Source organism: Gemmiger sp. (assembly GCF_036306485.1).
Lineage (GTDB): Bacteria > Bacillota > Clostridia > Oscillospirales > Ruminococcaceae > Gemmiger.
This window is the reverse complement of sequence record NZ_JAXJZK010000024.1, coordinates 1-12,870: the sequence shown is the minus strand read 5'-3', so window position 1 is coordinate 12,870 and position 12,870 is coordinate 1. Positions and strand designations below refer to the sequence as shown.

At 60.4% G+C, this 12,870-nt stretch carries 11 protein-coding genes; all 11 read left to right on the top strand.

Annotated features, from left to right (window positions below; all coding sequences use genetic code 11):
* The first annotated feature begins 72 nt into the window (after window positions 1-72).
* The 11 genes from U0L91_RS05240 to U0L91_RS05190 all read left to right on the top strand — a co-directional run bounded on the left by U0L91_RS05240 (window position 73) and on the right by U0L91_RS05190 (window position 12,723).
* A complete protein-coding gene (locus tag U0L91_RS05240) occupies window positions 73-1,191 on the top strand; it encodes a D-alanine--D-alanine ligase family protein (RefSeq protein WP_330045154.1) in 1,119 nt (372 codons plus the stop codon).
* Entirely contained in the window at window positions 1,191-2,006 is an 816-nt protein-coding gene (murI, locus tag U0L91_RS05235) for a glutamate racemase (protein WP_330045153.1), read from the top strand. The genes U0L91_RS05240 and murI overlap by 1 nt, the downstream gene beginning before the upstream one ends.
* Window positions 2,007-2,019: 13 nt before the next feature.
* Window positions 2,020-2,484, top strand: a complete 465-nt coding sequence (locus U0L91_RS05230; protein ID WP_330045152.1) for a YwiB family protein — start codon at window positions 2,020-2,022, stop codon at window positions 2,482-2,484.
* On the top strand, window positions 2,481-4,238 hold the full coding sequence (gene argS / locus U0L91_RS05225) for an arginine--tRNA ligase (protein ID WP_330045151.1): 1,758 nt from the start codon (window positions 2,481-2,483) through the stop codon (window positions 4,236-4,238). Before U0L91_RS05230 ends, argS begins: the two co-directional genes overlap by 4 nt.
* 423 nt (window positions 4,239-4,661) lie before the next feature.
* Window positions 4,662-4,880 carry a hypothetical protein gene (locus U0L91_RS05220; protein WP_330045150.1) on the top strand — a complete coding sequence of 73 codons (219 nt, stop codon included), beginning with the start codon at window positions 4,662-4,664 and terminating at the stop codon, window positions 4,878-4,880.
* Between the two features lie 1,558 nt (window positions 4,881-6,438).
* Complete coding sequence (locus U0L91_RS05215) at window positions 6,439-6,888, top strand: hypothetical protein (RefSeq protein WP_330045149.1); 450 nt, start codon at window positions 6,439-6,441, stop codon at window positions 6,886-6,888.
* Entirely contained in the window at window positions 6,885-7,448 is a 564-nt protein-coding gene (locus U0L91_RS05210) for a Gp15 family bacteriophage protein (protein WP_330045148.1), read from the top strand. Before U0L91_RS05215 ends, U0L91_RS05210 begins: the two co-directional genes overlap by 4 nt.
* Window positions 7,449-7,469: 21 nt before the next feature.
* Window positions 7,470-9,194, top strand: coding sequence for a phage tail protein (locus U0L91_RS05205; protein WP_330045147.1), 1,725 nt, complete (start codon window positions 7,470-7,472; stop codon window positions 9,192-9,194).
* On the top strand, window positions 9,194-9,565 hold the full coding sequence (locus tag U0L91_RS05200; protein ID WP_330045146.1) for a hypothetical protein: 372 nt from the start codon (window positions 9,194-9,196) through the stop codon (window positions 9,563-9,565). Before U0L91_RS05205 ends, U0L91_RS05200 begins: the two co-directional genes overlap by 1 nt.
* Before the next feature lie 15 nt (window positions 9,566-9,580).
* On the top strand, window positions 9,581-12,532 hold the full coding sequence (locus tag U0L91_RS05195) for a hypothetical protein (RefSeq protein ID WP_330045145.1): 2,952 nt from the start codon (window positions 9,581-9,583) through the stop codon (window positions 12,530-12,532).
* Window positions 12,529-12,723: a hypothetical protein gene (locus U0L91_RS05190; RefSeq protein WP_330045144.1), complete on the top strand. Its 195-nt coding sequence runs from the start codon at window positions 12,529-12,531 to the stop codon at window positions 12,721-12,723. The genes U0L91_RS05195 and U0L91_RS05190 overlap by 4 nt, the downstream gene beginning before the upstream one ends.
* Window positions 12,724-12,870 lie beyond the last annotated feature (147 nt).

Genomic DNA, 12,870 nt, shown 5'->3' with positions numbered 1-12,870 from the left:
TGCCGTTTGTAACGGCCGGTGCCCTGACAATGCGGGCCCGGCCGATCAGCAGGAGAGGGGTTACACGGTAGTATGGAACAGTCCAAACAGGTACAGGGGAAAATCCGGGTCGGTCTTCTGTTCGGAAGCCGGTCGAGTGAACATGAAATCAGCTGCATCTCGGCAGCGGCCTGGGCATCCGCCCTGGCGGAGATGCCGGACCGCTACGAGGTCATTGCCATCGGCATCACCAAGCAGGGCCGGTGGTTCCGGTTTGACGGTCCCGTCGATGCGATCCGGGACGGCAGCTGGGAAAACGATCCCGCTCTGGTGCCCTGCGTGATCAGCCCGGACTGCGGGGATCACGGTCTGCTGGTTCACGGTCCGGATGGCTGCCAGGTGATCCGTCTGGATGTGGTCGCGCCGGTCCTGCACGGCAAGAACGGCGAGGACGGCACCATCCAGGGACTGCTGGAACTGGCCGGCATCCCCTATGTCGGGTGCGGCGTGCTGGGTTCGGCCGTCTGCATGGACAAGGCGGTTGCCAACACCATCATGGATGCTTCGGGCGTGCCCCACTGCCGCTGGTGCTATGCCACCCGCGACGAGGCCGAGCGGTCCGAGGCGTCCCTGCTGACCCGGGTGGAAAGCCTTCTGCCCTACCCGATCTTCGTCAAGCCCGCCAATGCGGGGTCCAGCGTAGGCATCACCAAGGCCCATGACCGCGCCGAGCTGGCGAAGGCCGTTCAGGTGGCGCTGCGCGAGGATGACAAGGTGGTCTTTGAGGAATTCATTGACGGCCAGGAAGTGGAGTGTGCCGCCATCGGCAACCCCGATGATCCCGCCACCGTCATGGCCACCCGTCCCGGCGAGATTCTGGCCGGTGCGGAGTTCTACACCTACGACGACAAGTACAAGAACGGCGTGTCCCAGGTGGTGATTCCCGCCCGTCTGAGCGAAGAGAAGCTCGACGAGGTCCGCGACATCGCCGTCCGCGCCTTTCTGGCGCTGGGCTGCACGGGACTGTCCCGCTGCGACTTCTTTGTGGAAAAGGGCACCGGCCGTGTGCTGTGCAACGAGCTGAACACGATGCCGGGCTTTACCCCCATCAGCATGTATCCGATGCTGATGCAGCACGAAGGTCTGTCTTTTGCCGCGCTGACCGACAAGCTGATCGGTCTGGCGCTTTCCAAGAGAAAGGGTGCGTATTGATGGACGAAAGACCCATCGGCGTATTTGACAGCGGCCTGGGCGGTCTGACGACCGTCCGCCAGCTGCGCCGGCTTCTGCCCGGCGAGGACATCATCTATTTCGGCGATACCGGCCGCGTTCCGTACGGTCCCCGCGGTCGGGAAATCATTGTGCAGTATGCGCGTCAGGACGTGCATTTTCTGCTGACGCAGGGCGTCAAGTTCATCATTGCGGCCTGCGGGACCGTGAGTTCGACCTATCCGCTGGAGGAAGCGTCCCATCTGCCGGTTCCCTATACCGGTGTGATCGGCGCCGCTTCGCGTGCGGCGGCCGCCGCCACCCGCAACCGCCGGGTGGGCGTCATCGGCACGCCTGCCACCGTCCGCAGCGGTTCCTATGCCGCCGCACTCCGGGAACTGGTGCCCGGGGTGGAGGTTGTGGCCAAGGCCTGCCCGATGTTTGTGCCGTTGGTGGAAAACGGCTATGTCAACGACGGCAACCCCGTGACCAAACTCATCATTGAGGAGTATCTGACCTCCATCCGAGATTCCGGCGTGGATACGCTGATCCTGGGCTGCACCCATTACCCGCTGCTCAAAAAAATGATCGGCGATTTCATGGGGGACGATGTGGTTCTGATTGATCCGGGCAAGCTGACCGCCATTGCGGTCGTCGAGGCCCTGCAGGATCTGGAGCTGTCCTCGGGACGGACGGAAGGCGGCATGACCAAATTCTATGTGAGCGATACACCGGACGGATTCCGTGAACAGGAACAGCTGTTCATGGGCGACTGCGCCGGCGGACCGGTCGAACAGATTGCCATCGAAAACTATTGAGGATGTTATGACCATGCCTATCACCGTGGAAGAAAAATACCTGATCACCGTCAAGGGCACCATGGAGCAGAACGGCGGGAACGATACCGTGGAGCTGATGACCCGCGGCAACTTTGTCCAGCGCGGCGACTCCTACTATATCGCCTACGCCGAGACCGAGGCCACCGGCTATGCCGGATGCACCACCGTGGTGCGGGTCAGCCGGGATGCCCGGCTGGTCACCATGACGCGGTACGGCAAGGTACCCAGCCAGCTGGTGATTGAAAAGGGAATCCGCCACCTGTGCCATTACGAGACCGGCTACGGGTCGATCTCGCTGGGTGTGGCGGCCGATGTGATTGAACACCGGCTGTCCGAGGACGGCGGACTGCTGAATTTCAGCTACACGCTGGATTCCGGTGCCGAGACGATGATCAGCCGCAATCTGGTGGAAATCACCGTGAAGAAGCTGGAAACAATCGAGGAGGAGAAAGAATGAAGTATCAATATTACAATCCCCGCAAGGCCGCCCTGGATGCGGCGCGGGAACTGCTGACCGGTGCGGCGCAGGCCGCCGTTGCCGCCGGCACGCTGCCCGAAGCACCGCTGCCGGACTTTATTGTGGAGATTCCCGCCGATGTCAAGAACGGCGACATTGCTTCCAACCTGGCCATGGCCGGCGCCCGCACCTTCCATAAGGCGCCCCGCCAGATCGCTCAGGCGATTGTGGATCAGCTTTCGCTGGAGGGCAGTCTGTTCAGCCGTGCCGAGATCGCCGGTCCCGGCTTCATCAACCTCTTCCTGGGCGACGGCTGGTTCACCGGCGTGCTGCAGGCCGCCTGCTCCGATCCCGAATACGGCCGCACCCTGGTGGGAGCCGGCAAGCGCTATAATGTGGAGTTTGTTTCGGCCAACCCCACCGGACCCATGCACATGGGCAACGCCCGCGGCGGTGCGCTCGGCGACTGCCTGGCCGCCTGCCTGGACTGGGCCGGATACGATGTGACCCGTGAATTCTATATCAACGACGCCGGCAACCAGATTCAGAAATTCGGCAAGAGCCTGGCAATCCGGTATCTGCAGCTCTACAAGGGCGAGGAGGCCTGTCCCCTGCCCGAGGAGTGCTACCAGGGTGCCGACATCGTGGAACGCGCCAAGGAGTTTGCCGCGGTGCACGGGGATTCCTACGTTGACCGCGACTTTGAAGAGCTCAAGCAGGCGCTGATCGACGACGCCCTGCCCAAGAACATTGCCGGTCTGCAGCGCGATCTGAGCAAGTACCGCATCACCTATGATGTCTGGTTCCATGAGAGTGACCTGCACAAGAGCGGTGCGGTCCAGCAGATCGTTCAGCTGCTGATGGACAAGGGTGCCTGCTACAAGGCTGAGGACGGCGCCATTATGTACCGCAGCGCCCAGTATGCCGCCAAGTACGGCGTTGCCAACAAGAAAAAGAACGACGACGGCACCGAGGAGGAGGCCAAGGACGAGGTTCTGGTCCGCGCCAACGGCATCCCGACCTATTTTGCCGCCGACATCGCCTACCACTACAACAAGCTCAAGATCCGCGGCTTTGACCGTGCCATCGACATCTGGGGCGCCGACCATCACGGCCATGTGGCCCGCATGAAGGGCGCCATGGATGCCGTGGGCCTGGACGGCAGCCAGCTGGATGTGGTGCTGATGCAGATGGTCAACCTGATGCGGGACGGCAAGCCCGTCCGGATGAGCAAGCGCACCGGCAAGGCCATCACGCTGACCGATCTGCTCGACGAGGTGCCGATCGATTCCGCCCGCTTCTTCTTCAACCAGCGGGAAAGCTCCTCGACGCTGGACTTTGACCTGGATCTGGCGGTCCGCAACGACAGCGAGAACCCCGTGTATTATGTGCAGTACGCCCACGCCCGGATCTGCTCGGTGCTGAAAAAGCTGGAAAGCGAAGGTATCGCCTTTGCGGGCGCCGACGCCGTGAATGCGGCGCTTCTGACCGATCCCTCCGAGCAGGCCCTGCTGCGTCTGCTTTCCGCCTTCCCGGCCGAGATTGCCGCCGCGGCGGAAAAGTACGACCCCGCACGGATCACCCGCTTTGTGATTGATCTGGCCACTGCGTTCCACCGCTTCTACAACGCCTGCCGGATTCTGGACGCCGAACCGGATGTCCAGCAGGGACGCATCGCCCTCTGCCTGGCGGTACGCGGCGTGATCCGCAATGTCCTGACCATGTTCAAGATCACCGTTCCGGAAAGCATGTAACCTGAGTTTCCGGCTTACAAAAAATTGCACCCCCTTCCCGTCTCAGATGGAAAGGGGGTGCTGCTTTTTCCCGTCACCGCAGCAGGAGAAAAATCATCCTGTCTGTGTCTTTTTTAAGGCCAGCGGGACGGGGCCGCAAAAAAAGCAGGGCGCCGAACACGCGCCCAACAGGTATATTATACCACATCTGTCAATGCAATTTCCATCCATAAAATGAACGAATAATTCATATTTTGTTTGTCGGGTCTGCGAATAGACAAATCCTTGGGGGTATTGTATAGTATAGTCACAGAAAGAAAACAGCCGGAGATAAGGAGCTAAGAACTCCAAGGAAAAGCCACTTTCAATAGCATCGGAACAAGGCACGGCGGTTTTCCTGGTAACTTCAGAAAGATTTTTCAAAGGCTTGAAGGTCAAGTCTCAATGAAAACATCTGAAGATTTTACAGGAAGATTGGACCGAAAGGCCACCGAAAAACTTGAAAGAAATGTAAAGGCGATGCCGGCAGGATTCGTAAGGAAGGAGGCTCAAGTCCAATGGCAAACTTTAAAGATCCCATTCATCACCGGCGGGCCTGGGCCTGCTGAAAACAAACGAACCACATTGACAGCCGCAGGTCATTACCTGTTCAATAGAAAATAAAATCGATGGTTTGGTTCGGAACCTGTATTTCAAGCAGTGACCCAGGGACCCGTCAAAGAAATGTCCCCGCGTTCATATAGATTAGATGAAGGTGTCAACCAGATTTCAAATTCGTTTGAATTTCAAATAAGATCGCCGGTGATCCTTATGAAAGAATCAACTCCGCCGAATGGTTTGTTCTTCACCTGATCCACAAGGAGAAACGCCAATGTACTAGAGTTAAAGAGGATTTTTCCTCTGGCATCACACCCTGATTCCGTATCACTCCCCGTTCCAGAGATGCACTTAGGTATCCATCCACCGGATGTTCCGAAATGGTCTTTACTGAAGATCCTGGATCTGATATTGCATCAGAAAGGAAATCTCAGCAAGGTTTTACCAAGAACGTTTCATCCATCGTGTGAATGATGTTTAACCGGTAAGTTGAATTCAGATCTGAAGGGATGTTTCCAAATTCGGTTGCAACCGATCGTCAGTAAGAAATCGTAAGGTTTCTGTCCGAACGTTGTGTTGAAATCCAGTGAAGAGGAACATGGAATCCGAAAGTTGAGTTTGATTACAAAGCAAGATACCGACAATGGTTGGATCTGATGCAAGTTAACCAGATTTCTTTCCCCTGATTTTCATGAAACCTATAAATGGAATTTTCCGAAGTTTGCAAGTCCTGAAAGCAGAAGTTCATCTGAGTGTTCAAACAAAACAAACAGGAATCCTGAGCAGCAAATAACGAACCAAGGGAAACAGAATTCAGCAAAAAAACGCAATGGTGTTCAAGTCGATAGGATGAGGTTGCCATGAAAATGTGCAAACAGTCCGAAAAATGAGAACCATCGGGTATGAGGCTATGACTCCAATCAAGTAAGTTCGTCCCGGCGCCATAAGGGTAGAAGGCGCCGGGGCTTTTTGTTTGTGTGCCTCTCCCCTGCTGCCCTCCTTTCCGATTCCTGGCATCGGTGCAGTCTGTTCCACAGGGCTTCCCGCGGCAGCCGGGTGATTCTCCCCCACTGCACTTTGCGCCCGTTCCCGTTATCCGTGTGATCTGTTCCGCAGGGCTTTCTGCGGCAGCCGGGTGATTCTCCCCCACTGCACTTTGCGCCCGTTCCCGTTATCCGTGTGATCTGTTCCGCAGGGCTTTCTGCGGCAACCGGTCGTTTCTCCCTCACTGCGCTTTTTGCCGGTTCCTGGCGTCGGTACGATCTGTCTCACAGGGTTTTTCCGCGGCAGCCGGATGCTTTTCCCTCACTACGCTCTGCGCCGGTCCCCATTATCCGTGCGATCTGTCCAACAGGGCTTTCTGCGGTGGATGGGTGCTTCTTTTCCGCGCTTTTCGGCATTTCTTGTCATTGATACAATCTGATTTTCCCGCAGGACTTTTCCACAGCAATGGGAAGAGTCCTGCGGGAAATTTTTTGTTCCGGTTTTCGCCCGGACAAACGGGCCAGGCTTTGGGGTTGTACCGGCCGATGATACCGCACGGCCTGCCGGCTATGATACGATCCTATTGCAGAATCCTACCGGGTTCTGCTGTCAAATTCCATACCAAAAAGGAGGTAACATGATGGAACAACTGACAATCGATACCGGACTGCGGTCATATGCCGTCAACGGCGGCCCCGAGCAGGGCGGCGGCATCCTGAGGTTCAATCCCGGCGACCCCAATGTCTACGGACGGTTTCTGGAGGCCCGGCAAAAGTTTCTCGCGCTGGAGGAGCAGCTCTCCACGCAGCCGCCCTGTGACGGGCAGCAGGCCATCGGGCTGCTGACGGACACTGACCGCAAGGTCAAGGAACTTCTGAGCTGGGTATTCGGCAGCTGGAACGACTTTGACGCCATGCTGGGCGGCGCGAATCTGATGGCAGTGGCCGGCAACGGCGAGCGGGTCATCACCAACCTGTTCGCGGCGCTGCAGCCCATCCTGGAAGAGGGTGCTCAGGCCTGTGCAGACCGGAAGGCCCGGGAAGCGGTCCAACAGGCGCAGGCCGAGCGTGCCGCCCGGGAAGCGCAATGAACGGCGCCTGGACGCTGCCCACCCGTCTGACGGTCGGCGGGAAACCGGTGGGCATCCACTCGGATTTTCGCGACATTCTGGACATCCTGCGCCGGCTGTCCGATGAGTCGGAACCGCTGTTTATCCGCTGGCGGGTTGCCCTGGCACTCTTCTATGAAGAAGAGCCGGCGCCCGAAGACCTGCCCGAGGCCATGCAGAAGCTGTCGGATTTCATTGCCTGCGGACAAAAACCTTCCCCCAACGCCCTGCCGCATCTGCTGGACTGGGAACAGGATGCCCCGCTGATTGCGGCGGACGTCAACAAGGTGGCCGGGTGCGAAGTGCGCGCCCTGCCGTATCTGCATTGGTGGACCTTTCTGTCCTACTTTCATGCCATCGGGGAAGGGCAGCTTTCCACCTTGCTGCGGGTCCGCAGCAAACTGCGGCGTGGCAAAAAGCTGGAAGCCTGGGAACAGGACTACTATCGGCAGCACCGGGAGCTTGTGGAACGCCGGCCGCCGCTCTCCCCTGCCGAACAGGCGGAGAAAATCCGTCTGGAAAAATTGCTGGCCGGCGGCTGATTTTCATCAGGAGGTGATAATTTGGCAAAAAAATACGCCGGAACCCTGACCGTAGACACCGCCGTCCGGGCTGTGGAAAACCAGATCGGACGGCTGACCGGGCGACTGAACGGACTGCAGAATACACTGGACGACGTGAGCCGCTCGGTATCGGACGCCTTCCGGGCTGACGACGTGGCAGAGTTCACCGGCAAAACCACACAGGCGGCCGCTTCCGCCGTCAAGGCTGCCCAGGCCCAGACCCGTCTGGCAAGCGGAATCGCGACGGCTGACAAGGCGGCCAAACGCTCGCTGGCCTCCTTCGACGAACTGGAACGTCTGCAAAGCCCCGATACCTCCGGTTCCGGCAGCAAGGGCAGCAGCAAGAAGAGCAGTTCTTCCTCGTCCCCCGGGGAGGAACTGGCAGAGGAAGCGGCCCGGAGCAAATCGTTCTGGGATTCCCTGCCGGAATCGCTGGAACCGGCCATTGCCGCCTGGCGCGCTGCCTGGCAGCAGATCCGGGAAACCGCTCTGGAAGTCTGGCCGCAGATCCGGGCGGCGGCACAGGATGTCTGGGACAATGCACTCTCTCCGCTGCTGGACTATCTGCGCGACGAATTTGTTCCAGGGTTCCTGAATTCCTTTTCCGAAGCGTTTGCCCCCATCGTGGGCGGCGTCGTTTCGACCGGCATCCGGGTCTTTGCCGATCTGTTTGTCTGGTTCTGCCAGTTGCTGACCGAGGCGGTCAACACGGTCATTCTGCCGGCCATGCAGCTGCTGCTGACCATCTGGCAGGACACGATGGCGGCCATCCAGCAGGTCTGGCTCACCTACGGGCAGACCATTCTGGACGGCGTTGTACTGGCCTTTCAGAACCTGGAAGGCATTCTGACGGCATTCTGGGAGAACTTTGTGAGCCCGATTCTGAACAATCTTCTGATTGTTCTGCAGCAGCTCTGGCAGGAACATCTGCTTCCGCTCTGGACCGATCTGCTCGCGATGTTTGCCCAGATCGGGACGGCGCTGCTCAGCCTCTGGAATGAGGTGCTGGCGCCGCTGGTGACCTGGGTGATCGAGACCTTCTTCCCGACCTTCTCACAGGTATTCAATGCCATTGTGACGGTCATTGTGCGTGCCGTGGGAACGATTTCCGACTGGATCGACATTGCCGTCAATGTCTTCCGCGGCGTGCTGGATTTTCTGGACGGTGTTTTCCGCGGCGACTGGGATGCCGCCTGGCAGGCCATCGGTGACACGGTGGACCGCGTCTGGTCCGGCATGGGCAAAACCGTGAAGAGCTGGGTAAACACCATCCTCGGCTTCGTCAACCGCATGATCTCGGCCGTGGTATCGGGCTACAATGCCCTGGTGGGCGCACTCAACTCGCTGCACATTGAGATTCCCGACTGGGTGCCGGGACTGGGCGGAAGGTCTTTCGGCTTCTCGCTGGGAACTGTCACCGCCCCGCAGATTCCCTACCTGGCACAGGGCGCCGTCATTCCGGCCAACCGGGAGTTTCTGGCAGTTCTCGGGGACCAGACCCACGGCACCAATGTGGAGGCACCGCTGGCGACCATCCAGCAGGCCGTTGCCGAGGTCATGCAGGATCTGCAGGCCGGGCAGATGGCCGGATTTGAGGCCGTGGTGGCCGTCCTGCGGGAAATTCTTTCCGCGGTCTACGGCATCGAGCTGACCGACGAACAGATCGGCCGGGCTGCCCGGCGCTGGCAGCAGCGCCAACTCATTACGACGGGAGGTGCCTTCTGATGACCAAGACCGAACTGTTCCAGATTGACGGCCAGCCGATGTATGCGCCGGATGCCGGCATCGAACCGAGCTATGCCGATCTCGATTCCTCCGACTCCGGCCGCGATGAGGCTGGGTTCATGCACCGGGAGGTGGTGCGGGAGAAGGTGGCCACCTGGCCGTTTTCGTATGCCTGCCTGACCGATGCCGAGTATGCCTACACGGTCGGGCTGTTCGCCGGCAAGAGCACCTTTCAGTTCACCCATCCGGTTCCCGGCTCTTCCTCCGAGACCGCGACCACAACCTGCTACTGCAGCAAATACGGCATTGCTTTCCACAATGCGCGCAGCGGGCTGTGGAAAAACCTGAGTTTCAACATCATCGAATGTTAAGGAGGTGATGACCGTTTGTATACCCATCTTGTGATGCTGCCGGACGGCACCGAGCTCACGCCGGGCCCGCCGCCCGGGCACAGCATCACCGGCGTATCGCTGACCCGGACGCTCAACGGTGCGGAGGAGCTGACCGTGGGGTCCGCGTGTGCGGACAGCATTGAGATCCGCCTGTGGATGGAACCCGGGCAGACGCTGCGCATCACGGCCGGCGACGAACTGACCCTGTTCCGCCTGGAGAACGGCCGGCGGACCCAGGTCGGGCTGTTCACCGCCGAAAAGCCCACCCGCAGCGGACGCAACACCTACAAGATCACCGCGTATGACCGGATGATCCGGGCCGATACGGTGGTTTCGGACTGGCTGCGCACGCTTCAGGATCAGTTCCCGATGCCGCTGCAGACCCTGGCGGAGAAAACGGCCGCCCGGTGCGGTCTGACGCTGGAAAACGCCCTGCCGCGCAACGGTGACTACCAGGTACAGGCCTTTTATGCCGATGACCTGACCGGGCGGCAGCTGCTGTCCTGGGCCGCCGAGGCCGCGGGCTGTTACCTGCACGCGACGCCGGAAGGCGCGCTGCGCTTTGACTGGTACACGGCGGGCGGCGCCGTCGGGCCGGAAGGGATGCTCCAGGGCTCGCTGAGCTATGAGGACTACGCCGTTGCCGGCATCGAAAAGGTCCAGATCCGGCAGACCGACACCGACGTGGGGGTGATCTATCCCGACCGGACCGACGCCGTCAACACCTATGTGGTGCAGGGCAATCTGCTGCTGACCACCGGCAGCGGGGAAGCCCTCAAGCCGGTGGCAGAGCAGCTCTATGAAGCGCTCCAAGGCATCACCTACACGCCCTGCCGGATGAGCGTTCCGGCGGGCAGCACACTCGCGCCGGGGCAGATCGTCACGGTGACGGACGCCCGGGGCGTGCAGTTCACCACCTGGCTGATGTCGGCAACCTGGTCGGGCGGCAAGGTCACGCTGGAAAGCACCGGCAGCGCCCGGCGGGACAGTTCGGCCGCCGTCAACCGGCAGAGCTACAAGAATCTGCGCGGCAGAATCCTCGAGCTGGAAACCGGCGTCGACGGGCTGCGCATCAAGGCCGGCGAGCTGAGCGGGGATTTTTCCGAGCTGCGGCAGACGGTGGAAGGGTTTGATGCCCAGGTCTCCCAGAGTCTGACCGAGGCGCAGCGCTACGCCGATGACGCGGCTAACCGCGCTTTGACCGAGGCCGGACAGGCCACCGACACCAAACTGCTGAACTACACCAAAACCACCACCTTCAACACCCGGATCCAGCAGCTCTCGGACAGCATTTCCTCCAAGGTCAGTGCCGAGTATGTCACCGACTCGCTGCAGGGGTATGTCACAACGACAACCTACCATTCCATGGTGGAACAGCTGCCCGACCAGATCACCCAGACGGTCGCCTCGCGGCAGGTGGGCGGAAGGAATCTGCTGGCCGGCTCCGAGACCATGAAGTCCTGGTCTCCCTGGGCGCCGTCCGGGCAGAGTGTGGGCAGTGTCAGCTTCGGCACGACGGCGGACGAGGCCGGCATCATGTACATCACCAACAACGGCCACAACACCGTGGTGGACCCGGGCAAGTATACCGGCCTCACGCCGGGAAGCTATACCGTGTCGGTGGAAGTGAAGTTCCTGAGCGGCACCCATCAGATGGGATTCGAGCTGGTGCCGCGCAACAGCGCCGGCAGCGGGCTTGCCTACCTGAATGTCTTCTACACCGACAGCCGGATGGGCAAGGTCAGCCTGGGCAACGGCTGGGAGCGGGTCTGGGCCACCTACGATGTGTCCGGCTACACGGCCATGACCGGCATCGGGGTCTATCTGATGAGCGGCCCCACCGAGACCGCCTTCACGAACAAGTTTGCGGTGCGGCGGATGCAGCTGGAACCGGGCGGCATCCCGACGGCCTGGAATGCCGCAATCGCCGATACCGAGGCCAAGATCTCGGCGGGCATCGACGGCATCTCGCTGGGCTACACGAACAGCGGCACCACCCAGCGGCTGGAACTGCGCAAAAACGGCGTCACCATCTCGGGCAGCAGCATCACGCTGAGCGGCGTTGTGACCTTCACCGACCTGTCCAGCTGGAACCAGAGCAAGACCGTCATCAACGGCGGCAACATCACGACGGGCCAGATCCACAACCTGAACAACTCCACCGTGTATGACCTGGACAACGCCTGGATCCGGATGGGAACCGCGGCCGGAGAACGCGTCTACCTCGACAACAAACACATCAACTGGTATGCAACCCTCACGGACGGCCAGACCATCGGTCTGACAGGCGTGCTGTATTCCCGGGTCGGGGAGTCCTACATCGGGGCAAACAGCAAATACACCAGCTATGGCTGGGTCCCCGGCGATTCCCCCGCCAGCCATACCGGACTGCGCATCACCTACAACCGCAGTGACGACTCCGACGCGGATTTCAATACCACGCGGGTGGGTGTCAGCGGAACACTGTCGGTGCAGAATCTCAACGCCTGGGGCAGCAAGAACCGCGTCGTCCGGACGGATTACGGCGCGCTGCAGCTCGCTGCGATGGAGAGCCCGCGCCCCGTTTTCTGTGACTTCGGCGCCGGCAGGATCGGGGAGGACGGCCTCTGTGTGATCGTACATGATCCCCGGTATGCCGCCTGCCCGGAACCGCACCAGCAGGTGCGCTGGGTGCTGACCGACACCTCGGGCGGCGGCGCACTCTGGGCCAGCCCCGACGATGCCGGTGCCACCGTCCACGGCAGACCCGGCCAGACCTTTGACTGGCTCTGCATCGCTGCGCAGCGCGGATGCGGCGGCGAATATGCCGAGATCTGCGACGTTGCCTGCCCCGAAGATTCCCCTGCCGGTGAGGACTGGATCGCTGGTCTGACACTCGACCAGGCCGAGGCGGAAACCGCTGCGGCCGAGACATTACTGCAACCCGAAAAGGAGGAAACCAGATGAAAAAACTGACCGGAATCGCCGTTCTGACCACGGCGGAAGGCAAGCGGGTGAGCTACACCTACTCGGAGATTGACGCCGAGGGGAACGTGACCTCGCCCAACAACAAGGGCTCCTTTGTGGCCCTCGAGGAGGAGGCGCTGGCCGCCATCTCGACGCTCGAACAGACGGCCCAGGCCAGACTGGAGGAATGACGATGAACGAGAAGGACGACAACACCCGCATCCACGCCTGCCGGCAGAAGCTGATCGACGATCTCAACGCCGCCGCCCTGCCGCTGGCCGTGCTGGAACTGATTCTGGAAAACCTGCTCGGCACCGTCCGGGCGGAGATGAATAAGG